Source organism: Corticimicrobacter populi, assembly GCF_003123725.1.
Lineage (GTDB): Bacteria > Pseudomonadota > Gammaproteobacteria > Burkholderiales > Burkholderiaceae_B > Corticimicrobacter > Corticimicrobacter populi.
Window position 1 is genome coordinate 104,701 of record NZ_QETA01000002.1, and the last position, 23,079, is coordinate 127,779.

A 23,079-nucleotide genomic window follows, 5' to 3' on the forward strand; every position below is an offset into this window, starting at 1 on the left:
TTGCTGCCTGATCGACTGGCCGCTGTAGCGGCCTGATTCTGTAGGAAATTCACCATGCGTATCGTGTTTGCCGGCACGCCGGAGTTTGCCCGTGTGGCACTGGAAGCGCTGCGCGCTGCCGGCCATGAAATCGTGCTGGTCATGACCCAGCCGGATCGCCCCGCCGGGCGGGGCATGAAACTGACTCCAAGCCCGGTCAAGCAGGCGGCGCTGGACGCGGGTATCCCGGTTGCCCAGCCTCGCAGCCTGAAGTTGGATGGCCGCTGGCCCGAAGAGGCGCAGGCCGCTCGATCCGAACTGGAACGTCTGCAGCCCGATATCATGGTCGTGGCCGCCTATGGCCTGATCCTGCCGGCCTGGACGCTGGCCCTGCCGCGCCTGGGCTGCCTGAATATCCACGCCAGCCTGTTGCCGCGCTGGCGCGGTGCGGCACCGATCCAGCGGGCGATCGAGGCCGGTGATGCCGAAACAGGCGTCACCATCATGCAGATGGATGAAGGGCTGGATACCGGCGACATGCTGCTGGAGCAGCGCACGTTCATTGGCCCTGCGCAGACGGCAGCCGAGCTGCACGACGTGCTGGCGGAGCTGGGCGGCGCAGCGATCGTCGAAGCACTGGCGCTGCATGGTGAACTGGTCGCACGGCCTCAGCCCGAGGCTGGCGTGACCTACGCTGCCAAGCTGGACAAGGCAGAGGCGGCGCTTGATCTGTCCTTGCCTGCGGAGATATTGGCCCGGCGCATTCGCGCCTTCAATCCCGTACCGGGCGCTACCCTGTCCTTGGCGGGTGTGGAACAGCCGGTCAAAGTATGGCAGGCTTGTGCCTTGGCGCAACTCACGTCCGAAAGTGCCGGTCAGGTTCTGGCCGTGTCACCGCAGGGTATCGATATCGCCACCGGGGATGGCGTACTGCGCATCCTCGAACTGCAGAAGGCGGGCGGCAAGCGTCAGCCCGTGGCGGCGTTCATACAGGGCTGGCAGCGTCCGTAGTGGCAAGCCCGACAGGCCGATCCGCCCAGAAGGGGGCGGATCGCTTGCCCAGGAAGTGCGTTCTTACGATTTTTCGATGGTCTTGATTTCCCGCACCGGGATCGGCAGCTTCAGGCCTGCCTCGTGCAGGGCCTGCGTGGCCGTGCGGTACAGGTCAAAGCGCAGGTCCCAGTAACGGTCGGCCTTGGCCCAGACCCGAATATTGATGATGATAGCGTTTTCGCGGTAGTCGAAGGCCATGACCTGCGGGGCAGGATCCTTGAGCACCAATTCGTGACCATTGACCAGTTCTGTCAGCTTGCCGATGGCTAGGTCCAGATCATCGCCGTAGCGCACGCCGACCTGCAGGTCGAGGCGACGGGTTTCGTTGCGGCTGTAGTTGATGATGGGGCTGCCCCAGACCAGGCTGTTGGGGAGCACGACATGGATGCCGTCAATCTGGATCAGGCGGGTCATGAACAGGCCCACTTCGTCGACCGTGCCGTCACCATTTCCTGCGATGGAGACGAACTCGCCTGCCCGGATCGGACGTAGTGCCAGCAGCATGAAGCCGGCGGCGATGTTCTGCAGGGTGCCCTGCAGGGCCAGGCCGATGGCCAGGCCGGCCGCGCCGAGCACGGCGATGATGCTGGCTGTCTGCACGCCGAAACGGGCCAGTACAGCGATCAGCACGAAAATCCGTACCGTCCATACCGTGATGCTGCGCAGGATGGGTACGATGGTCTGGTCGATGCGCGAGGACTTGGAGGTCAGCCGGTGTACCCACCGTCCGGCAAAGTCGGACAGGCTCCAGCCGATCACCAGAATGATCAGGGCGACCAGCAGGTTGAGGGCGAATGCCTCGACGGTAGGCATGGCGGATTGCAGGACGTTCAGGGTGTCAGACATGGACTCTCCGGAAAAATGACGTGTGGGCACCGGGTCAGGGTGTATCGGCGTGCCGTGTTCAAGCTGCACAGCCTCGGCCTGATAAGTCATTCAGGCCAGCCCCCAGGTTGCGCTGCGGGTAAAGGCCACGCCCAGTATGTAGCCGGCACAGGCCAGCGCGGCGATCAGCCAGGGCAGGCGCACGCCGCGTGCGAGGCCGGCGCGCAAAGCCTGCCGGCCCAGGTAGATATAGAGCAGCAGGGCAATGATCTTGGCCATCAGCCAGGCGTGGTCCAGCGGATTGAAGCCGGCCAGCACCAGCAGCGTGATGGCCGAGGCCAACAGACAGGTGTCGATGATGTGTGGCGCAATGCGCAGGACGCGTGAACCGCGCCAGCGGTCGCTGCACAGCGCCATCAGCCCGCGCGTGGCAAACAGCCCGATGCTGAGCAGGGCGAAGGTCATGTGGAGGTGGCGGATCGCTAAATACGTCATCGTGAGAACTGGATCAAATTGCGTTATGCTGCGGTGCACTCTCCATATTAAACATTTTGTGTGTCCTGTGTCTGCCCATCCCGCCGCTGCATCTGCCAAGAATGACAAATCCTCTGCCGCTCCTGCGCTGTCCGACGTGCTGGGCGCGGTGGCTGTGGCGGTCAGCGAGGTGCATGCCGGCCGCTCCCTGAGCGAGGCTCTGGAGCATGTCCCAGCGGTGTTGCGGCCGGCCACGCAGGATATCTGTTTCCATGTCATGCGCAGTCAGGGCTGGGCGCAGGCCGTGCGTACCCGGCTGGTGCAGCGCAAACCGCCCAGCAAGGAATTGGATGCTCTGTTGCTGACTGCCTTGAGCCTGCTGGCAGACGGGGCGCAAGGGGCTGAAGCCGGGCCGCGCTATGCACCGCATACGGTCGTGAATCAGGCGGTGCGAGCGGCATCGGCTGATCGGCGCATGGCCCCGGCCAAGGGCATGGTCAATGCCGTGTTGAGGCGTTTCCTGCGTGAGCGTGACGAAGTTCAGGCTGACTTGCCCGACGAGGCGCGCTGGAATTTTCCGCGCTGGTGGATCGCGCGCATGCAACGTGCCTATCCTGATACATGGCAGTCCTTGCTGCAGGAGGCCAACCGGCAGCCGCCGATGACGTTGCGTGTCAATCGTCGTCGAATTGCGCGTACCGATCTACTGGCCCGTTTCGAGAGCGCCGGCATCGAAGCCTGCGCGCTGGGCGAGTCGGGTGTCCTGATGGCCCAGCCATTGCCGGTGGCACGGATTCCTGGTTTCCAGGAGGGCTGGTGGTCGGTCCAGGATCTGGGTGCGCAGATGGCCGCTCCGTTGCTGGGAGTGCGTGATGGCATGCGAGTGCTGGATGCCTGCGCCGCACCGGGTGGCAAGACGGCTCACATGCTGGAATTGGCAGATGTACGGATGACTGCGCTGGATGCCGACGCCGGTCGTCTGGCACGGGTAGGGCAGAATCTGGACAGGCTCGGCCTCATGTCGCCTCGTGTCGATCTGCGGGCAGCCGATGCCGCCGATCCCGATGCATGGTGGGATGGAGAGCCTTATGATGCCATTCTGGCGGATGTGCCCTGCACGGCTTCGGGCATCGTGCGCCGGCATCCCGATATCCGCTGGCTGCGTCGGCGTGAAGATGTGGCTCGTACGGCTGCATTACAGCAGCGTATCGTCGATGCCTTGTGGCGAACGCTGGTACCTGGTGGTCAGTTGCTGTATGCCACCTGTTCAATTTTCCCCGAAGAGGGGGAGGTGCAGGCGCAGTCATTTGCGGCCCGGCATGCCGAGGCCGTCAGGCTGGAGGCACCGGGGCAACTGTTGCCGTTGCCTGGACAGGGGCAGTCGCGTGTATTGCATGACGGGTTTTTCTACGCATTGTTTGCCAAGTCGCGCTGAATCACGAAAAATAGGCGGGGATCGCGTTCGGAACCGGAGGGAGCAAATGGTGCGGAGCGTATGTGCCGGATTTGTCTGGCTGGTACTGCTGCTGGTGGCAACGCCAGGCTGGACGTCGTCCGAACCGGCCGTCGAACGCGCACGACTCTATCTTGCCGATGGCTACTGGCAATTGGATGCCGATTTTGATTTCTCTCTCAATCCGCAATTGCGGCAGGCGGCCGAGCGTGGCTTGCCGCTGCCCTTTACCATCGAGCTTCAGGTTACGCGTCAGCGTTGGTGGTGGCTGGATCGCAGTGTGATTGATGCCAGCCGGACCTGGCGTATTACCTACAATGCCCTGACCCGCCAGTGGCGGGCAGGCGCGGGTGAACTGAATCTGCCTGTTGCCTCGCTGGAGCAGGCACTGGCGCTGGTCAGGCATGTGCGACATTGGACCGTGGCCCCGGACGATGCGCTGGATCCGACCCTGACCTACGATGCGCGGGTACGTTTGCGACTCGACACCTCCTACATGTCGCGCCCTCTGCAGATCGATGCGCTCAACAGCAATGCCTGGGGGCTGGAGACGCCCTGGCAAACCGTCGAAATAGGCATGGAAGGGCTTGACCAGGAGGGGGGGCGATGAGCAGGGTGGTGCGCCTGATCCTGCTGGCCGGAGCCGTCAGTGGCCTGTTGCTGCTGGGGTTGCTGGTCTGGTCAACCGGCAGTGCCTCGCGCTTCCAGGCCTATTACGATACTTTTCTGGTGCTCAATGGCATCCTGGCGCTGGCCCTGTTCGTCTGGGTCATCACCCTGACTGTCAAGCTGGTGCGCCAGGTCCGACGCCATCAGTTCGGGTCGAGACTGACCGCCCGCTTTGCGCTGGCTTTCGCCCTGATCGGTGTGCTGCCCGGCGCGCTGATCTACACCCTGTCGGTACAGTTCCTGTCCCGCTCGATCGAGTCCTGGTTCAACGTGCGCGTCGACAATGCGCTCGAAGCTGGCCTGAACCTGGGGCGTGCTGCACTCGACTCTCAATTGAACGAGCTGCAGGCCCGGGCCCGCTCCATGCGTTTGGCGCTGGGGCAATTGCCGGATGCCGAGCTGGCGACAGCACTCAACCAGGCCCGTGAACTGCATGGGGTAAACGAGGCGCTGGTCTTTACCGGTAATGGTCGTGCTCTGGCTTTTTCCACTGGGCTGTACGGTAACCTGCTGCCTGCGTTGCCGCCCCCGACTGTCCTGAGTCAGTTGCGGCTGTCCAATGGCTATGCGGCGGCAGAGTCCGTCGAGGATGCCGCTGGACAGGATTCGGGCGGATTGCAACTGCGCGTCATCGTGCCGATCGATGGCCCGGAGCGTTACGATGGCCTGCTGGGGGCTATGAGTGAGCCGCGCTGGCTGCAACTGATCCAGCCCGTACCCGAGCAGATTGCCCGCAATGCCAACCAGGTTCAGCAGGGGTTTCGTGATTACCAGGAGCTGGGTCTGTCGCGACTGGGACTGCGCAAACTCTATGGCATTACTCTGACGCTGGCCTTGATGCTGGCGGTACTGTCTGCCATCGCCGTGGCGCTATTCCTGTCCAAACGGCTGGTCAGGCCCTTGCTGCGGCTGGCGGCCGGTACCCAGGCGGTCAGCGTGGGCGATTTCAGGCCTTTGCCCGAACCCTCTGCGCAGGATGAGGTCGGCCTGCTGACCCGGTCATTCAACGAGATGATGCGGCAGCTCTCGGAGGCGCAGCGGCAGGTCGAACGCAATCGCCATGAACTGGAGCGCTCCAACGCCTATCTCGAAAGCATCCTGTCCAACCTGTCGTCCGGCGTACTGGTCTACGACGAAGGTTTCAAGGTCATGATGTTCAACGAAGGGGCGCGCAATATCCTCCAGTCCGATCTACGGACCGTGATCGGCCGGCCTCTGGAGACTGTTCCTGAACTATTGGCGTTCGCCACGCGGATACGCCAGGCTTTTGCCGTGCAAGCCGCGGTTGAGTCCGAGCGGATGTACTGGCAGCAGCAGTTCGAACTTGAACTCTCCCGCGACGAAGGCCACGAGGCCGCCTCGGAGCAGGGGGGCGGCTATGACACGGGGCGTCAGTCGGGGTTGACCGTTTTGGCACGTGGCACGCACCTCAAGGTAGATGGCCGTGGCAATGGCTATGTCGTGGTGTTCGACGATATCAGCGAAGTCATTTCGGCCAGCCGTGCGGTGGCCTGGGGGGAAGTGGCGCGGCGCCTGGCCCATGAGATCAAGAATCCGCTTACGCCGATCCAGCTTTCCGCAGAACGCATGGCGCTCAAATTGGCCGGCAAGCTGCCCGAGCAGGAGGCCGGCATGCTGGCCCGTTCCACGCAGACCATCATCAACCAGGTGGCCTCGCTCAAGCAGATGGTGGATGATTTTCGCGAGTATGCACGCACGCCTCCGGCCATGATGCAGGCCATCGATCTCAATGCATTGGTGGCGGATGTGCTGGCGCTCTATGGGTGGGAACCCGGACAGGCCAAGGTACTGCACAGGAATGAGCGACACCATGCATGGATCGAGGTGGAACTTGATCCAGGTCTGCCTGAGATCGAGGGGGATGCGACACAATTGCGGCAGATCATCCATAATCTGCTCAACAATGCCTGCGATGCCGTCATGGAACGGGAGGAGAGCGACGGCTGTGTCCGCATTTCCACCCGGGGCACGCAGGCAGGGCTGTCTGCGGGAATTGAACAGCCGGTCGTACGGCTGGCCGTTTCTGACAATGGGCCGGGGTTTCCGGCGCATGTCCTGCAGCGCGCCTTCGAACCCTACGTCACGACCAAGGCGCATGGTACGGGGCTGGGACTGGCGATCGTTCGCAAGATCGTCGAAGAGCATGGGGCACGGATCGACCTGGCCAATCGAAGCGAGGGTGGTGCGCGGGTTACCATCCTGTTTACCCGCTTCCCGGTGTCAGGGATGGACGCCACGCCGCAGGCACTGGATAATGCGGCAAAGCGATAAGGTGATAGGTTATGGCACGAATTCTGGTTGTGGACGACGAGGTTGGCATCCGCGAACTGCTGTCGGAAATTTTGTACGACGAAGGCCATACGGTCGAACTGGCAGAAAATGCTGCCGAAGCCCGGCTGGCTCGCCAGCGTGCGCGTCCTGACCTGGTACTGCTCGATATCTGGATGCCGGATACCGATGGTGTCAGCCTGCTCAAGGAGTGGAGTGCTCAGGGGCTGCTCGACATGCCGGTGGTGATGATGAGTGGCCATGCCACCATCGATACTGCTGTCGAAGCGACCCGTATCGGTGCCTTCGACTTCATGGAAAAACCGATCACGCTGCAGAAATTGCTGGATACAGTCGTGGCAGGTCTCAAACTCGGGTGTGCGCCGCGTTCGGCTGGTGCCTCGGCTGCGCCGTCGTTGCCGCCGCCCTCATCGTCTGCGGCCACTGCGACCGTTACGCCCGAACAGGCCGTGCCTGCGTTTGTCGAGGCCGAGCCTGCCGCCGAGCGCAACGAAGGGCTACTGGGCAACATCACCCTCGACCAGCCACTGCGCGATGCCCGCGACGAATTCGAGCGTGTCTATTTCGAATACCATCTCAAGCGTGAAGGCCACAGTATGACCCGGGTCTCCGAAAAGACCGGCCTGGAACGCACTCACCTGTATCGCAAGCTCAAGCAGCTCGGCATCGAAACCTCGCGTCGCCGCAGCAACTCATGAAAATCCTGATCCTCGGTGCGGGCCGGGTGGGTGCCAGCGTGGCCGAGAATCTCGCTTCCGAGCAGAACGACATCACGGTCGTCGATACCGATGCGACGCGTCTGGCGGCGCTGTCCGAGCGGCTTGATCTGCAGACTGTGGTGGGTGATGCGCTCAAGCCTTCGGTACTGCGGCGTGCGGATGTAGACAACGCCGATCTCATGGTGGCCTGTACGGCATCCGATGCGCTCAATCTGGTGGCTTGCCGCCTGGCACGCACGATGTTCAGCGTGCCCTTGCGCATTGCGCGGGTGCGCTCTGCCGAATATGCCGATCATCCCGAATTGCTCGGTGAAGAGGGATTCTGTGTCGATCACCTGATCAGCCCCGAGCGCAGCATTACCCAGTATTTCCGGCGACTGATCGAGCTGCCCGAGGCGCTGCAGGTGCTGGATTTCGCTGATGGCCGCATCAGCGTGGTCACGGCCCGGGCCATGCTCGGCAGCCCGCTGGTGAGACATGCCGTGGGCGAGCTGCAGGAACTGATGCCGGATACCGATGTGCGCATCGTCGAGATATTCCGTCGCGAAAAGCCGATCCCGGTCGATGCCCGGACCCAGATCGAGGTCGATGACGAGGTCGTATTCGTGGTCGATTCCCGGCAGGCCCGCCGGGTCGTGCGCCAGTTCAGGCAGGCCGAAAAATCGGTGCATCGCGTGATGATTGCCGGCGGCGGCAATATCGGCCTGCGCCTGGCCAGGAAGCTGGCAGCGGACAACTACAGCGTGCGGCTGATCGAATATGACCGGACCCGCTGTGAATTGCTGGCGAGTGAGTTGCCTGACAACGTGCTGGTGCTGCACGGCAGCGCTACCGACGAGGCACTGCTGGAGCAGGAAGGGGTGGCCGATATGGACACCTGGATCGCGGTGACCGCCGATGACGAAAACAACATCATGTCGTCGCTGCTGGCCAAGCGGCTGGGGGCGCGCAAGGTGATCACCCTGATCAACCGGCCCGCCTATGGCGATCTGATGCAGGGCAGCCGGATCGACGTGGCACTGTCGCCGGCGCAGATCACCCTGAGCGAAATCCTGCGCTATGTGCGGCGTGGTGACGTCGTGGCTGCACGTCGCCTGCGACGTGGCGGGCCGGAGGTGCTGGAGGCCGTGGCCCATGGAGATCGCCGAACCTCCAGCGTGGTGGGGCGTGAGCTGTCGGCCTTGCGCCTGCCCAGCGGGGCGATGATTGCTGCCGTGGTGCGCGATGAACATATCTTCATGGCAGACCAGAACCCGGTGATCGAGGATGGTGACCATGTCATCGTGTTCGTGCCAGATAGGCGACAGATTGCCCGTGTCGAAAAGTTGTTCCAGGTTTCCGCTGCTTTTTTCTAGTGTCGTGAATTCGAAGGGCTAACAGGCGCCTGCCATGTCGCGCATCCCCGTTATTCTCAATCTGCTGGCGCTCACCATGGCGCTGTTTTCCACAACCATGCTGTTGCCCCTGGCGCTGGCCTGGTGGACCGGGGACGACGGGCGTTTCGCGTTCCTGGCCGGACTGGCGGTTGCCCTGGGATCCAGTGGCACGCTGTGGCTGGCGACCAAGGACGACGAGCGTGATCTGCGCATTCGCGATGGTTTTCTGCTAGTGACGCTGGCCTGGGTTGTCCTGCCGTTGCTGGCGGCCGTGCCGCTACTGGTCTATTACAACCAGATCGGCCATCCGCTGGGGCTGTCCAAAGCCTATTTCGAGGCCATGTCGGGGCTGAGCACGACCGGCTCCACCGTGCTGAACCACTTGGATACCCTGCCACATTCGATCAACCTGTGGCGAGCGACGCTGGTCTGGGTGGGCGGCATGGGGATCCTGGTGCTGGCTATCGCCATTCTGCCGTTGCTGGGCGTGGGTGGCCACCAGTTGTTCAAGGCTGAGCCCGGCCCGATGAAGGACGAGAAACTGACACCGCGTATCGCCAGCACCGGCAAGGTGCTGTATGCGGTGTATTTCATCTTTTCGATTGTCTGCTTCTTGGCCTATCGGGTAGCGGGGCTCAGTTGGTTCGATGCCTGGTGCCACATGGCAACCACCATGGGGCTGGGGGGCTTTTCCACCTCTGATGAAGGCTTTTTGAAATTTGATTCGGTGGCCGTCGAGATGGTTGCCATGGTGTTCATGGTGCTGGCAGGCATCAACTTTGCCACACACTTCCTAGCGTTCCGGCAACGCAGTTTCAAGGCCTATCTGCGTTGTTCGCAGACGGTGCCTTATCTGGTGCTGCTGTTGGGCAGCGGACTGTTCGTGACGGTTTTCCTGTACTGGAAGCATGTCTACGGCACCTGGGGAGAAGCGCTGCGTTACGGCATGTTCAACACGATCTCGGTGGCTACTACCACCGGCTATGCCAACACCGACTATACGCTGTGGCCCCTGCTGGCACCGCTGTGGATGATCCTGTTGGCGTCTTTCGCCACGTCAGCCGGTTCGACCGGAGGGGGGATCAAGCTGTCGCGCGCCATCCTGCTGGTCAAGCAGACGCGCCGCGAATTGACCCGCCTGCTGCACCCCAATGTGGTAGCGCCTGTACGCCTGGGGCGCACCCCGGTCGGCCCGGAGGTGATCGCCGGGATCATGGCGTTCCTGCTCATGTATGGTCTCTCCATCGGCGTGCTGACAACGCTGATGCTGTTATCGGGCTTAGAACCGGTCACGGCGTTCAGCGCCGTGTTCGCCAGCATCAACAATCTGGGGCCGGGTATGGGCGACGTCGGCCCGATGGGCAACTATGCCGGGCTATCGGACTACCAGCTCTGGTTGTGCTCGTTCGCCATGCTGATCGGCCGGCTGGAGCTGTTTACCGTGCTGGTGCTGTTTACGCCGGAGTTCTGGCGGCGTTGAGCAAGGCGTGAGGCGTGCTTTGCGTTTGACGATGACTCTTCAGTCCAGCCGCGTGCGACGACCGATGGCGCTGATCGGCATGCCGATGTCGCCCGAGGCAGTTTTGCGCATGGCGGCACGCCAGGCATGGCCATAGGCCACTTCGATGGTCATGTGAATGCGTCCGTCGTCGCTGCGGCGCTGTCGCTCCAGCGCCTGCAGCAGGCGGTCGCGCCAGGCCCGCGAGGCCAGACTGCGCCGCCTCTGGCTGGCCGGATTGCCGCCTAGTGCACGGATATCCTCCAGCAGTCGTTCGGGCGAGGTATACGTCAACGTCAGCGTTTCCTGGTCCATGACCGGGTCGGCAAAGCCGTTTTCGACCAGCAGGTCGCCGAAGTCGTGCATGTCGACAAAGGTAGGGGTGGTGGTACCCAGATCGGCTTCCGCTACGGCGTCCCGAAGTTCCCGGAGTGTTGCCGGACCCAGGCAGGAAAACATCACCAGCCCGTTGACCTTGAGGATGCGCTGCCATTCATTCAGCACGCGGTGTGGCTGTGGATGCCAGTGCAATGCCAGATTGGACCAGACCATGTCCATGGATTCCGGGCCCAGTCCTGAGGCGGCCAGATCTGCCTGCATGAATTCCGGTGCCGGGCCGTGGCGGCGCAGCGTGTTGATCCAGTTCTTGATGCCGCTGGGCCGATAGCGCCGCCGTGCCTCGTCGAGCAAGGGTGCGCAATGGTCCAGACCGGTGTAGTGTACCTGGGGGTAGAGCGCACTCAGGACCGGCAGGCCGGCCCCGTCGCCGCAACCGGCGTCGAGCAGGCGAGCCGGCTGGATGCGGATACATTGCAGACGCTCGCGCATGCGCTGGGCAATTTCCAGATAGAGAAACTGGGCCTCGTCGAGCGTGCGCCGACGGGCAAACTGCCGCTGGACATCAAGGCTGTTGAGCGGCAGGTCGGGTAGTGAAGAAGACTGTGACATAAAGGTCGCGCAGGCGCTGCGCAAGCGGGGTCAATCGTGTGTGATGGCATTATGGCCTATTTCCGCGACCTCTACCTTCGACTGCGCGATGCCTGCCCGGGGGATTGCCCATTGTGCGGCCTGTCGGCACGTGGCGGGATGCCGTGCGCACCGTGCTGGCGTGATGTCCGTCGCCAGACACCCGCCCGCCAGCGTTCGGCACAGGAAGGGCTGGTGGCGGACTTGCGGCTGGACAGTCTGTGCGTGGCATTGGACTATGCTGCGCCCTTCGATGCGCTGATGCTGCAGTTCAAGGGGAGGCGTCGTCTGGGCCTGGCAGGCCTGATGGCGATGGCGCTGGTGCGGGCTCATCGTGCTCGTCGTGGGATGGGTGATTGTGATGGCGGGGTGATAGTGGTTCCCGTCCCGTCGAGCCGAGCCTCGTTGCGACGACGAGGTTTCAACCCTGCGGGCGAAGTGGCGCGCCACTTCGCATGGCGGCAGGGGTGGCCACTTTGGCTGGGCGGGCTGGTGCGTACACGCGAACACAGCCAGCAGCATTTTGCGGATCGTCGCAGCCGGTTGCACAATACCCAGGCACTGTATCGCGCCGATGTGCAGGTGCATGACCGGGTAATTATGCTGATTGATGACGTGGTCACGACCGGCAGCACTTTGAGCAGCGCCGCACAGGCGCTTTACCAGGCGGGTGCGGCAGAGGTGCATGGCCTTGCCGTGGCGCGTACCCCGATGGCGGCATTGCCGTGATGTTGTTTGTTCTGACGACGCTACAATAGCGCGCCATGTTCCATATCATCCTCGTCCACCCCGAAATCCCGCCCAATACGGGTAATGCCATTCGCCTGTCGGCCAATACCGGTGCCCAGTTGCATCTGGTGCGTCCGCTGGGCTTCGAATTGGATGATGCGCGACTGCGCCGGGCCGGGCTGGACTATCACGAGTGGGTGAACCTGCAGGTGCATGATGATCTGCCTGCGGCATTGCGTGCCACAGGGGCCGACCCATCGCGTTGTTTTGCGCTGACCACGAGTGGTGCGCGACGATCCGATCAGGCGGCTTTTATACCGGGCGATGTCTTTGTCTTCGGGCGCGAAACGGCTGGGCTCTCGGATACAGACCTGGCACTGTTCGGTGACGGGCAGCGTATACGGTTGCCGATGCGGCCGGGTCAGCGCAGCCTGAACCTGTCCAACGCGGTCGCCGTGACGATTTTCGAGGCTTGGCGGCAGCAGGGGTTCGAGGGCGCAGTCAGTTGAGCGATTCGGTCCGGGCCTCACGGGCAAACAGTGCGGCGACGGCATCGCGCGGTGACTCGCCGTCGAACAGTACGCGGCAGACCGCTTCGGTGATCGGCAGTTCGACGCCGGCAGCCCGGGCACGCAGCAATGCCGCGCGCGCGCAGCGCACCCCTTCGGCAGTCATGCCATCGGCGAGAATGCTGTCCAGCGATTGACCCTGACCGATGCGGATACCGACCTGACGGTTGCGTGAGAGTTCGCCGGTGGCCGTCAGGACCAGATCGCCAAGGCCGGTCAGCCCCGCAAATGTGTCGGGACGGGCACCCAGCGCCAGCCCCAGGCGGGTCATTTCGGCCAGGCCGCGGGTAATGAGTGCGGCACGGGCATTGGTGCCCAGTTCGAGTCCGTCGCCGATGCCGCTGGCGATGGCCATCACGTTCTTGAGTGCGCCACCGACTTCGACGCCGATCACGTCTTCGCTGCCATAGACACGTGCCATGCCGCCATGCAGCGCCTGGGTGGTGCGTGCGCGCAGCGTGGCGCTGCTGCTGGCCACCGTCAGGGCCACAGGCAGACCCTGTGCCACTTCCTTGGCAAAGGACGGGCCGGAAATGACGCCGCGCGGCAAGTGTGGAAGTGTAGCCAGTGCTGCGTCGGCAATTTCGTGTGGCAGCCTGCCGTGTTCGGCATCGAAGCCCTTGCAGCTCCAGACAATGCCCGGCAGTCGATCCGGATCCCAGTCGGAAAAGACCTGTGCCAGCATGGCCAGCGTGTCGGGCATGCCGGCCACCGGCACACCCAGTATCAGCAGCGAAGGGGCTGCATCGTGGGCCAGGTGGCTGAAAATGTCATCGAATGATTGCGTGGCATCGAGCCCAGTGGGCAGTGAGATGCCGGGCAGGTAGCGCGGATTGGCATGATCCTGCCGGATGTTGCGCACGACATCGTCGCGGCGGGCATGAATGAGGGTAGGCCAGGTGCGCGCTGCCAGACAGGCCAGCGCGGTGCCCCAACTGCCGGCACCGATGACCGCCACGCGCAAGGTGGTGCCGGTGGCGTGAGCGGTGGTGCCGGTCATGGCTGTTGGCGCTTACTGGCGGGTGACGCCGGGCGGCACGATGATGCCGGAGTCGTTGCCGGCGGCCTGCTGTTCCTGCTGGGCACGCTGCTGTTCGTACAGGGCCTGGAAGTTGACTTCGGCCAGGTGCAGCGGCGGCAGCGAGGTGCGGTTGATCGCGTCGGCGATGTTGGCACGCAGGTAGGGGTAGAGCATGGTCGGGCAGACGATGCCGAGCAGCGGATCGAACTGTTCCTGGGGAATGTTGGCCAGTTCGAAGATGCCGGCCTGCGTGCCTTCCACCAGATAGACCACCTTGTCCTGGATGCGGGTGGTGACCGTGGCGGTCACGGTGGTTTCGAAGATGCTGTCGGTCAGGCGCTGACCGCCGACGCTCAGGGACACCTCGACCTTGGGCGCTTCCTGCTCAAGGAAGACCTGCGGCGCATTGGGCATTTCCAGCGACAGATCTTTCAGGTAGACGCGCTGCATGTTGAAGGAGGGCGCGGTACCGGCGTCGGCCGGGGTGTTGTTGACTTGCTGGTCCGTCATGGGGACTCCTGGCTTGGGTGAATCAGTATCGGAAACAGGAACGGCTGCCTCAGGCAGTCGCGCCCTGCAGAAGGGATTGCAGACCGCCTGCGCGGTCGAGCGCCACCAGATCGTCGCAGCCACCCACATGGGTGTCGCCGATGTAGATCTGCGGCACGGTGCGCCGACCGGTGCGTGCCATCATGGCCTCGCGCTGGCCGGCATCCAGGTCGATCCGGATTTTTTCGATATCGGTGACGCCGCGCTGGCGCAGCAGCATTTCCGCCCGGACACAGTACGGGCAGACGGCAGTGCAGTACATGACAACGGTTTGCATGGCAGGACTCGGTACTGTGCTCATTTTTTCTTGGTGAGCGGCATGCTGGCCTGCGTCCAGGCGCGCACACCGCCATCCAGCACGAAGGTCTCATGGCCCAGGGCGCGCAGCTTGCGGGCTGCGGCCACGGCGCTGCGGCCGGTCTCGCAGACCACGATCAGCGGCTTGTCCTTGGGCAGCGACGCAGCCTTCTGCTCCAACTCGGCCAGCGGAATGTGGCGCGACTGGGCGATATGGCCGGCCGCGAAGGCGTCTTCGGCGCGGATGTCGACCAGCACGGCATGGCGCTGGTTGACCATTTGGGTGGCCTCGAGCGTGCCGACGGCGGCACTGCCTCCTGCCTTGCCCAGCTTGGGGAACATCAGCATGATGCCCGAGACGACGGCGACGGCCAGGATGAAAATGTTGTTGTTGCTGAGCAGGAAATCCACTGTGTATTCCGGTAAAAGACTGTTGGTTTTGCGGGACGCGACAGGCTGGATTGTGATTGAATGTCAGTTCCGCAGCGAGAGCACAATCATACGATTATAAAATGATGCTGGATAGCGCGTGCCGACACGCCCGAACAATCTCTTTTTGACCGCTGATTACATGTACAAACTCGTTCTGATGCGTCATGGCGAAAGCCAATGGAATCTTGAAAACCGCTTCACGGGCTGGTCCGATGTCGACCTGACCGACCTGGGCCGCGAGCAGGCCCGCCAGGCTGGCCTGCTGCTCAAGCAGAACGGCTATGCCTTCGACCTGGCTTTCACTTCCGTGCTCAAGCGTGCCATCCGCACACTCTGGATCGCGCTGGATGCAATGGATTCCATGTATGTGCCGGTCGGTGTCAACTGGCGTCTCAATGAGCGTCATTACGGTGCCCTGCAGGGGCTGAACAAGGCTGAAACCGCGGCCAAGTACGGTGACGAGCAAGTGCTGGTCTGGCGTCGTGCCTATGCGATTGCGCCCGAGCCGCTGGCCGAGGATGATCCTCGTCATCCGCGTTTCGATCGCCGCTATGCACGCCTCGAACCTGCGCAAGTGCCGGCGACCGAATGTCTCAAGGATACCGTGGCGCGCGTGGTGCCGTTCTGGAATGATTCAATCGCTCCGGCCATCAAGGCGGGCCGACAGGTGCTGGTCACGGCACACGGTAACAGCCTGCGGGCGCTGATCAAGCATCTCGACGGCATTTCCGACGACGATATCGTGCATCTCAACATCCCGACTGGCCAGCCGTTGGTCTACGAACTGGATGGCGATCTCAAGCCGATCCGCCATTACTATCTGGGTGATGCGGCCGAGATCGAGGCGGCGATGGCCGCCGTGGCTGCGCAGGGCAAGGCCAAGCAAGGATAATCATGCAATTGCAGGCGTGCGTGCGCGCCGTTTGCCTGGCGCTGGCGGGTGTGGTGGTCACATCTGCTGCGCTGGCGCAGGAAGGCGGAAATCTGTCACAGCGGCAGCAGGCTGCCTCGCAAGAGCGGACCGAGCTGCGTCAGCGGCTCGAAAAGCTGCAGAAGGATATCGACGGTCGCGAGCAGGATCGCCGTGCCGCAGCAGAGCAATTGCGTGCCTCTGAGCAGACGATTTCCACCGTCAGTCGTCGCCTGCATGAACTGCGCGAACAACAGGATGCAGTCCGGGCAGAACTGACTCGACTGGAAAGCGAAACCGGACAACTGACCCAGGCGCGTCAAATCGCGCAGCAGGCGCTGGCGGCCCAGTTGCGCAGCCAGTATGCCAGCCAGATGTCGCCCTGGGTGGCGGCCCTGTCGGGGGATGACCCCCAACAGATCGGACGGCATCTTGGCTACATGGAATATCTCGCCAGTGCCCGTGCCGATAATGTGGCTGTCCTGCAGTCCACGCTCGACCGTTTGCAGGCCGTTCAGGTTGAAACCACAGGCAAGCAACAGGAATTGGTCGCTCTCGAGCAAGAGACGCTGCAGCAACAGGAAACGTTGCAGGCCCAGCGCCGCGAGCGGGCCAGCGTGGTCGCAAGGATCGAGGGCCAGTTGCAGGCACAACGCGCCGAAGCCGGACGGTTGGGGCAGGATGAGGCGCGCCTGGGGCGCGTCATTCGTGACCTGGATGCCTTGCTCAAGGAGCAGGCCGAGGCTGCTCGACGTGCCGAAGCCACACGTCGCGCCGAGGCAGCACGCCGGGCAGCAGAAGAGGCACGGCGCGCAGAGACAGCACGTCGTGCCGCCGAAGCCGAGCGCCAGGCTGAAACAGCGCGTCGTGCCCAGGCCGCCCAGGAGCAGGCGCGGGCCGAACGTGAGCGCCTGGCTCAGGAAGAGGCTCGAGGGCAGGCTGCTGCACAGGCCTCGTCGGCTGAACGCGCCGAGGCGCGCCGGCAGGCCGCGCTGGCACAGGCAGAACGGGAGCGTATCGAGCGGGAGCAGGCCCGGCAGGTTGCGCCAGCCCGCGCCGATGATGCTGCAGGCCGACAGACCGAAGTGGCGGCAGGGCAGGCTGAGCCGGAACAGCCGACGGCAGTGCCGGAGCGATCGGCGTCTTCCGCACGTTTTGCCACCCTGCGTGGGCGTCTGCCCTGGCCCGTGCGCGGGCAGGTGCAGGGACGCTTCGGCATGCCGCGTCCCGATGGGGGCGTCTGGCGTGGCGTGCTGCTGCGCGCGGCCGAAGGCACGCCCATCGCCGCAGTGGCTGCGGGCACGGTTGTCTATGCGAACTGGTTGCGTGGCTTCGGGAATCTGATTATCGTGGACCACGGTGAGCAGTATTTGAGTGTGTATGCCTACAATCAGAGCCTGCTGCGGCAGGTGGGTGACCAGGTTCGGACCGGGGATCGCATTGCCGAGGCGGGAGCCACGGGCGGTCTGGCCGATTCGGGCCTATACTTCGAAATTCGCCATCAGGGCAATCCGGTGGATCCGGTGCCATGGTTGGCGCGCTAGCGGCGATGTCGCGGCGGCTATCTGTGTTTGACTCATACGGGAAGGTGCATGGGCACTCGTAAAGCAAAGAATTTTGGCCTGATCGCCGTTGGTGCGCTGGCAGGCGTCTTGATCAGCCTGGGCATCTCTGCCGTCGCGCAGCGTGGCGCGCCGTTGCCGCTGGATGAGTTGAGGCAGTTCTCCAGTGTGTTTGCCGCCATCAAGAACAACTACGTTGAAGATGTCGAAGACAAGGAACTGATCAAGGGCGCGATTTCCGGCATGCTGTCGGATCTCGATCCCCATTCGGCCTATCTCGATGCCGATGCCTTCAAGGAAATGCAGGACTCGACCCAGGGCCAGTTTGGCGGTCTGGGAATCGAGGTCGGCACCGAGGACGGTTTCGTCAAGGTCATCTCGCCCATCGAGGATACGCCTGCTGCCCGTGCCGATATCCGGGCTGGCGACCTGATCGTGCGTATCGACGGCAACTCCACCAAGGGCCTGGCGCTGACCGATGCCGTCAAGCTGATGCGTGGCGAGCCCGGTACCAAGATCCGCCTGACCATCATGCGCGAGGGGCTGGCCCAGCCGCTCGAGGTGACGCTCGAACGTGCCATCATCAATGTACGCAGCGTGCGCAGCAAACTACTGGATGACAATGTGGCCTATGTCCGCATCGCCCAGTTCCAGGAAAAAACCGGCAACGACCTGGTCCAGCATCTCAAGGGCTTCACCACGCCGCCCAGCGCGCTGATTCTCGATTTGCGCAATGATCCGGGTGGCCTGCTGGGCAGCGCCATCGGTGTTTCTTCGGCATTCCTCGACAAGGATGTGCTGGTGGTTTCCACCGACGGCCGTGCACCCGACTCTCAGTATCGCTACATGGCATCGCCGTCGGATTACGCCCGTGGCCGCAGCGATTACCTGTCGGACCTGCCTGCCTGGGCCAAGACTGTGCCGATGGTGGTGCTGGTCAATGTCGGCTCGGCTTCGGCCTCCGAGATCGTGGCCGGTGCCCTGCAGGACTACAAGCGTGCCACCGTCATGGGCAACCGCAGCTTCGGCAAGGGGTCGGTACAGGTCATCCTGCCGATCAGCGAGGATACGGCCATCAAGCTGACCACATCGCGCTATTACACGCCGGCGGGCCGCTCCATCCAGGCGACCGGCATCGAGCCGGACATCACCGTGCCGGATACGGCCGAGGGTGACCTGTTCATCATTCGCCGTGAGGCCGATCTGCGCAAGCATCTTTCCAACCAGCAGGTCGAGGAAGAAAGCACGACGTCGGAACTTCCCTGGGATGAGTTCGAAATGCCGCAGCCGTTCGAGCTGGGCGGTGACGATGACTTCCAACTGCGTCAGGCGCTCAATCACCTCAAGGGCAAGCCGATCGAAGACGCCAAGCCGCGTCGGCGCGCCGATGTGGCGAGCCATGAAGCCCATGGCGAAAGCGGCAAGGTCGAACGGCTGCGCGTTACGCCTGAAGGTGTGCAGCCGCAATCCGGGCAATGAACGATCAGCAACTGCTGCGCTACGCCCGGCATATCCTGCTGGACGAATTTGGCTACGAGGCGCAGGAAAAAGTCTGCGCTGCCAGCGCCCTGATCGTAGGGGCGGGCGGCCTGGGTTCGCCTGCCGCGGCCTATCTGGCTGCGTCCGGTGTGCGCCGCCTGGTGCTGGCCGATGATGATCAGGTCGAACTGAGCAACCTGCAGCGGCAGATCCTGCATACGACGGACCGAATCGGGCACCACAAGGCCGAGTCAGGGCGCACGATGCTGCAGGCACTCAATCCCGAAATAGAAGTCGTGGCGCTGGTCGAGCGCCTGTCTGGCGATGCGCTGCTGGAGCAGGTGCGTCAGGCGGATGTCGTGCTGGACTGTACGGATAACTTTGCCACGCGGCATGCCATCAATCGTGCCTGTGTCAGCTGTCGCAAGCCCCTGGTGTCGGGCGCGGCGATCCGTTTCGATGGGCAGGTCAGCGTATTCGACATGCGGCGCGACGATGCCCCCTGCTATCACTGCCTGTTTCCGGAGGCAGAAGAGGCGGTGGAGTTGAATTGCGCCACCTCGGGTGTGTTTGCACCCCTCGTGGGCATCGTGGGCAGCCTGCAGGCTGCCGAAGCACTCAAAATATTGGCCAGCGTGGGTGATACCCTGGCCGGCCGTCTGTTGCTGCTGGATGCGTTCAGCATGCAGTGGCGGACAGTGCGGGTCGCTCGCGACCCGGCCTGTCCGGTGTGTGGGCATTACCAGTAGCCCAGCACCTTCCACCAGATACCGCCGATGACGGCGAAGATGATCAGTTCGCAGACTGCCATCACGAAGCCGACCTGCCACCATTTGCCCATGCTCACGTAGCCACTGCCGAAGATGATCGGCGAAGTGCCCGTGGCATAGTGGGTGAGCGTCATCATGATGCACGAGGCAGCCGCCATGATCAGCATGAACACGTTGACGTACTCTGGCGGGATCAGGCTGACACCGACGGTCAGGAAAGCCAGCATCATGGCGCTGATGTGGGCCGTCGTGCTGGCAAAGAAATAGTGCGAGAACAGGAAGATCAGGACCAGCACGGAGGCGGCCATTTCCCAGCTCATGCCGCTGCTGACGATACCGCTGCGCAGGCCTTCGGAGAACCACGAGATCACGCCGTGCTTGTTGAGCTGGCCGGCCATCATGACCAGCGCACCGAACCAGATCAGGGTATCCCAGGCACTTTTTTCGCTGAGCACATCATCCCAGGTAATGGTGCCGGTGAGCAGCAGCAGGAACAGGCCGAGCAGGGCGACGACGGTGGCATCGATCTTGAAGGCCGGGCCAAACAGCATGGCAGGAACGTCCGCCCACAGAACCAGCAGCAGGATGAAGACCGACATCATGACGATTTCTGGCGGACGAAGCTTGCCCAGCTTGCGCAATTCATCCTTGGCGAAGGTGACGGCGTTGGGCGTATGCTTGATTTCCGGCGGTGCCAGGAAATAGATGATGATGGGCATCAGCAGGATGGCGACCAGGCCGGGCAGCAGCATGCACAGTGCCCAGGTGCCCCACGACAGGTGGAAGTCATTGTTGGTGGCCTTGGCGACGAAATCCACGACCAGCGGGTTGGGTGCCGTGGCCGTGATGAACATGGCCGAAGTAATCGGGTTGGCGTGATAGTTGACCAGGGCCAGATAGGTACCGATCTTGCCTTGCGTGCCTTTTTCCGGGTCGGAGTCGAAGGCATTGGCAATCGAGCGCATGATCGGGTGGACGATACCGCCGCCACGTGCCGTATTGCTGGGCGTGAAAGGTGCCAGCAACAGTTCGCAGACGGCCAGGCCGTAGCCGATACCGATGGTGCGCTTGCCCAGCAGCGAAATGAAGATGTAGCCGATCCGGGCACCCAGGCCGGTTTTCTTCAGGCCGCGCGATATCAGGATGGAGACCACGATCAGCCAGATCAACGGGCTGGAGAAACTGCTCAGCGCATCGGCGATGGCCGCCTTGGACGAATCTGCCGTGACCTGTGACAGTGAGATGATCATGATGGCCATCATCGACATCACGCCGATCACCATGACCTTCAGGATGATGGCGACGATGGTGGTGATGAAGATGGCCAGCAAGGCCCAGGATTTTGGTGTCAAGCCTTCTGGCGTAGGCACCAGCAGCAGGGCAAAAAGGACGAGGGTAGTGATGGTGGCCGGCCAGAACTTGAATGGTACGGCTTCTCTGAAGTATCTGAGCATGTTTAACATGGTCGGTCTCTCGTGATGCACTGGGTGCAGCCTTTGTGGGGCCTGGCCCGTTGATGAAAACGGTGGTTACAGTATAACCGTGAATAAGGGTAAACCCTGAAAATTTGTGTGGAAATTAGAATGGAGAATCATTATTGTTGAGGGGCAAAATGGTACCTCCAGAAAAGTCTGCCACATGCGGCAGACAGGTGATCAGACGAGGAAACGGGCGGATGCGTGAAGCAGCAGTTGCCGCAGATTGTTGATGCGCAGGTCGACATAGCCAGGCCGTCTGTAGTGCCTGCCGCCGAAAGGGGTATGTGGATGGTGTATGTAGACCGTGCCCATGCCGATGGCACGGGCGGCACGAAGGTTGTTCAGCGTATCTTCGATCAGGATGGCGCGGTGTGCCTCGACACCTTCACGGGCCAGGACATGGCGCAGCATGCTGCGCGAGGGTTTGGGCCGGAACTCGCCGTGCAACTGCATTTCTTCGATGCCCCACAGGCTGTCGAACAGGTGCAGGATGCCCAGGTGGCGCAGCACAGTCGTGGCATAGCAGAGCGGTGCGTTGGTCAGCAGGATGCGGCGTCCAGGCAGGCGCGCGAGCAGGCGTGGCAGATCGCGCTCGGCACGTATCAGGGGCGGGATGTCAAAGCCGTGGCTGCGCGCCAGGAATTCCCGGGCATCGACGCCATGATGGCGCACCATGCCGATCATGGTGGCACCGTAGCGACGCCAGTAGCGCTCACGCAAGGTATTGGCCTGCGCTTCATCGACCTGCAACATGGACTGCACTGCCAACGTCATGTGCCGGTCGATCTGTGGAAAAATTGCATGCGAGGTGTCGTGCAGCGTATTGTCGAGGTCGAATAGCCAGACCGGGCCGTGTTTCGGGGCGGTATGTGCGCCATGGCCGACAACGCGATTGGAACGCAAACGCCTGGGCGGCCCTGCCAGGGTTCGTACCGGGCCGCGCGAAGGCGTCCCGGCTGGCGGTGGGCGAGGCCGATTCGGTGTGACGGGCATGCCTGGGTATCAGCCTGCGCGGATCATGGTGCCGACGCCGCGGTCGGTCAGGATTTCGAGCAGCAGGCAATGTTCGACACGGCCGTCGACGATATGGACCGAGTTGACACCGTTGCTGGCTGCTTCGAGTGCCGAGGACAGCTTGGGCAGCATACCGCCGGAGATGGTGCCGTCCTCGAACATGGCATGGATCTCGCGGGCCGACAGTCCGGTCAGGAGGTTGCCGGCCTTGTCCATCACGCCGGGGATGTTGGTCATCATGAGCAGTTTTTCTGCACCCAGCACTTCGGCCATCTTGCCGGCCACGAGGTCGGCATTGATGTTGTAGGCCATGCCGTCTTCGCCGAAGCCGATGGGCGAGATGACCGGGATGAACTGGTCATCCTGCAGTGCCTTGACGACGGCCGGTTCGACTTGCGAGATTTCGCCCACATAACCGATATCGATCAGTTCGCCAGGATTTTCCTTGCTGGGCATCAGTTTCTTGCGGGCCTGAATCAGGCCGCCGTCCTTGCCGGTCAGGCCCACGGCCTTGCCGCCGGCCTCGTTGATCATCATGACGATGTCCTGCTGTACCTGGCCGCCCAGCACCCATTCGACGACCTCGACGGTCTCGGCATCGGTCACGCGCATGCCCTGGATGAAGGTGCTTTGCTTGCCGACACGCTGCAGCGCGGCGTCGATCTGCGGGCCGCCGCCGTGCACGACCACCGGCTTGAGTCCGACCAGTTTGAGCATCACGACGTCATGTGCGAAACTGCGCTGCAACCGCTCGTCGGTCATGGCGTTGCCGCCGTATTTGATGACGATGGTCTTGTTGTGAAAGCGGCGGATGTACGGCAGTGCTTCGGCAAGTACATCGGCCTTGAGCCTGGATGCCAGCGTGGCAGTGGTCAGAAGGTCGGCGCTGTCGGGAACGGAAGAAGTGCTCATGTCGGCGAAGACTCCGGGTGCATGATCGATCAGAA

At 62.7% G+C, this 23,079-nt stretch carries 23 protein-coding genes; 13 read left to right on the forward strand and 10 right to left on the reverse strand.

Going from position 1 to position 23,079, the window contains the following annotated elements; translation table 11 throughout:
• Positions 1 to 54 precede the first annotated feature (54 nt).
• Complete coding sequence (fmt, locus tag DD235_RS05745; RefSeq protein ID WP_109061119.1) at positions 55 to 990, forward strand: methionyl-tRNA formyltransferase; 936 nt, start codon at positions 55 to 57, stop codon at positions 988 to 990.
• A 63-nt stretch (positions 991 to 1,053) separates the two neighbouring features.
• Here fmt and DD235_RS05750 read toward each other — a convergent pair whose 3' ends face one another.
• The gene (locus tag DD235_RS05750) at positions 1,054 to 1,878 is read right to left on the reverse strand and encodes a mechanosensitive ion channel family protein (RefSeq protein WP_109061120.1); all 825 of its coding nucleotides are present in this window, start codon (positions 1,876 to 1,878) and stop codon (positions 1,054 to 1,056) included.
• A gap of 90 nt (positions 1,879 to 1,968) precedes the next feature.
• On the reverse strand, positions 1,969 to 2,352 hold the full coding sequence (locus DD235_RS05755; protein WP_109061121.1) for a SirB2 family protein: 384 nt from the start codon (positions 2,350 to 2,352) through the stop codon (positions 1,969 to 1,971).
• Positions 2,353 to 2,419: 67 nt separating this feature from the next.
• Between DD235_RS05755 and rsmB the strand changes: the two genes are divergently transcribed.
• Genes rsmB through DD235_RS05785 form a run of 6 tightly spaced genes read left to right on the forward strand, consistent with a single transcriptional unit; the run spans position 2,420 to position 10,338 of the window.
• Entirely contained in the window at positions 2,420 to 3,766 is a 1,347-nt protein-coding gene (gene rsmB, locus DD235_RS05760; RefSeq protein ID WP_239990055.1) for a 16S rRNA (cytosine(967)-C(5))-methyltransferase RsmB, read from the forward strand.
• Positions 3,767 to 3,812: 46 nt separating this feature from the next.
• Positions 3,813 to 4,394: a DUF4390 domain-containing protein gene (locus DD235_RS05765; RefSeq protein ID WP_162300423.1), complete on the forward strand. Its 582-nt coding sequence runs from the start codon at positions 3,813 to 3,815 to the stop codon at positions 4,392 to 4,394.
• Positions 4,391 to 6,745, forward strand: a complete 2,355-nt coding sequence (locus tag DD235_RS05770; RefSeq protein WP_109061124.1) for a sensor histidine kinase — start codon at positions 4,391 to 4,393, stop codon at positions 6,743 to 6,745. The genes DD235_RS05765 and DD235_RS05770 overlap by 4 nt, the downstream gene beginning before the upstream one ends.
• Positions 6,746 to 6,756: 11 nt before the next feature.
• Positions 6,757 to 7,461: a response regulator gene (locus DD235_RS05775; protein WP_109061125.1), complete on the forward strand. Its 705-nt coding sequence runs from the start codon at positions 6,757 to 6,759 to the stop codon at positions 7,459 to 7,461.
• The gene (gene trkA / locus DD235_RS05780) at positions 7,458 to 8,837 is read left to right on the forward strand and encodes a Trk system potassium transporter TrkA (RefSeq protein ID WP_109061126.1); all 1,380 of its coding nucleotides are present in this window, start codon (positions 7,458 to 7,460) and stop codon (positions 8,835 to 8,837) included. Before DD235_RS05775 ends, trkA begins: the two co-directional genes overlap by 4 nt.
• Before the next feature lie 34 nt (positions 8,838 to 8,871).
• Positions 8,872 to 10,338: a TrkH family potassium uptake protein gene (locus tag DD235_RS05785; RefSeq protein ID WP_109061127.1), complete on the forward strand. Its 1,467-nt coding sequence runs from the start codon at positions 8,872 to 8,874 to the stop codon at positions 10,336 to 10,338.
• 39 nt (positions 10,339 to 10,377) lie between these two features.
• On the opposite strand, the gene DD235_RS05790 is transcribed toward DD235_RS05785, so the two are convergent.
• A complete protein-coding gene (locus DD235_RS05790) occupies positions 10,378 to 11,304 on the reverse strand; it encodes a methyltransferase domain-containing protein (RefSeq protein WP_109061128.1) in 927 nt (308 codons plus the stop codon).
• Positions 11,305 to 11,355: 51 nt separating this feature from the next.
• Here DD235_RS05790 and DD235_RS05795 point away from each other — a divergent pair, with 51 nt between their 5' ends.
• Together DD235_RS05795 and DD235_RS05800 are read left to right on the forward strand one after the other, a co-directional pair.
• Complete coding sequence (locus tag DD235_RS05795) at positions 11,356 to 12,051, forward strand: ComF family protein (RefSeq protein ID WP_109061129.1); 696 nt, start codon at positions 11,356 to 11,358, stop codon at positions 12,049 to 12,051.
• A 35-nt stretch (positions 12,052 to 12,086) separates the two neighbouring features.
• The gene (locus DD235_RS05800) at positions 12,087 to 12,560 is read left to right on the forward strand and encodes a tRNA (cytidine(34)-2'-O)-methyltransferase (protein ID WP_109061130.1); all 474 of its coding nucleotides are present in this window, start codon (positions 12,087 to 12,089) and stop codon (positions 12,558 to 12,560) included.
• On the opposite strand, the gene DD235_RS05805 is transcribed toward DD235_RS05800, so the two are convergent.
• Genes DD235_RS05805 through DD235_RS05820 form a run of 4 tightly spaced genes read right to left on the reverse strand, consistent with a single transcriptional unit; the run spans position 12,553 to position 14,898 of the window.
• Positions 12,553 to 13,620 (reverse strand): NAD(P)H-dependent glycerol-3-phosphate dehydrogenase, encoded by a 1,068-nt coding sequence (locus tag DD235_RS05805; protein WP_109061131.1) that lies wholly within the window; start codon positions 13,618 to 13,620, stop codon positions 12,553 to 12,555. The genes DD235_RS05800 and DD235_RS05805 overlap by 8 nt on opposite strands.
• Before the next feature lie 12 nt (positions 13,621 to 13,632).
• On the reverse strand, positions 13,633 to 14,151 hold the full coding sequence (secB, locus tag DD235_RS05810; RefSeq protein ID WP_109061132.1) for a protein-export chaperone SecB: 519 nt from the start codon (positions 14,149 to 14,151) through the stop codon (positions 13,633 to 13,635).
• Between the two features lie 49 nt (positions 14,152 to 14,200).
• A complete protein-coding gene (gene grxC, locus DD235_RS05815) occupies positions 14,201 to 14,467 on the reverse strand; it encodes a glutaredoxin 3 (protein WP_109061133.1) in 267 nt (88 codons plus the stop codon).
• Positions 14,468 to 14,487: 20 nt separating this feature from the next.
• The gene (locus tag DD235_RS05820; protein ID WP_275667541.1) at positions 14,488 to 14,898 is read right to left on the reverse strand and encodes a rhodanese-like domain-containing protein; all 411 of its coding nucleotides are present in this window, start codon (positions 14,896 to 14,898) and stop codon (positions 14,488 to 14,490) included.
• A 160-nt stretch (positions 14,899 to 15,058) separates the two neighbouring features.
• Here DD235_RS05820 and gpmA point away from each other — a divergent pair, with 160 nt between their 5' ends.
• From gpmA to DD235_RS05840, 4 genes are read left to right on the forward strand one after another with little or no spacing between them, the layout of a single operon-like run.
• A complete protein-coding gene (gene gpmA, locus DD235_RS05825) occupies positions 15,059 to 15,811 on the forward strand; it encodes a 2,3-diphosphoglycerate-dependent phosphoglycerate mutase (protein WP_109061490.1) in 753 nt (250 codons plus the stop codon).
• Positions 15,812 to 15,813: 2 nt separating this feature from the next.
• Positions 15,814 to 17,373 carry a murein hydrolase activator EnvC family protein gene (locus tag DD235_RS05830; protein WP_109061134.1) on the forward strand — a complete coding sequence of 520 codons (1,560 nt, stop codon included), beginning with the start codon at positions 15,814 to 15,816 and terminating at the stop codon, positions 17,371 to 17,373.
• A 48-nt stretch (positions 17,374 to 17,421) separates the two neighbouring features.
• Complete coding sequence (locus tag DD235_RS05835; protein WP_109061135.1) at positions 17,422 to 18,870, forward strand: S41 family peptidase; 1,449 nt, start codon at positions 17,422 to 17,424, stop codon at positions 18,868 to 18,870.
• Positions 18,867 to 19,619: a HesA/MoeB/ThiF family protein gene (locus tag DD235_RS05840; RefSeq protein ID WP_109061136.1), complete on the forward strand. Its 753-nt coding sequence runs from the start codon at positions 18,867 to 18,869 to the stop codon at positions 19,617 to 19,619. Before DD235_RS05835 ends, DD235_RS05840 begins: the two co-directional genes overlap by 4 nt.
• Here DD235_RS05840 and DD235_RS05845 read toward each other — a convergent pair.
• From DD235_RS05845 to argB, 3 genes are all read right to left on the reverse strand, one after another.
• On the reverse strand, positions 19,610 to 21,103 hold the full coding sequence (locus DD235_RS05845; protein ID WP_109061137.1) for a DASS family sodium-coupled anion symporter: 1,494 nt from the start codon (positions 21,101 to 21,103) through the stop codon (positions 19,610 to 19,612). The genes DD235_RS05840 and DD235_RS05845 overlap by 10 nt on opposite strands.
• A gap of 192 nt (positions 21,104 to 21,295) precedes the next feature.
• Complete coding sequence (locus DD235_RS05850; protein ID WP_109061138.1) at positions 21,296 to 22,111, reverse strand: pyrimidine 5'-nucleotidase; 816 nt, start codon at positions 22,109 to 22,111, stop codon at positions 21,296 to 21,298.
• Between the two features lie 9 nt (positions 22,112 to 22,120).
• Positions 22,121 to 23,044, reverse strand: coding sequence for an acetylglutamate kinase (gene argB, locus DD235_RS05855; protein WP_109061139.1), 924 nt, complete (start codon positions 23,042 to 23,044; stop codon positions 22,121 to 22,123).
• Positions 23,045 to 23,079 lie beyond the last annotated feature (35 nt).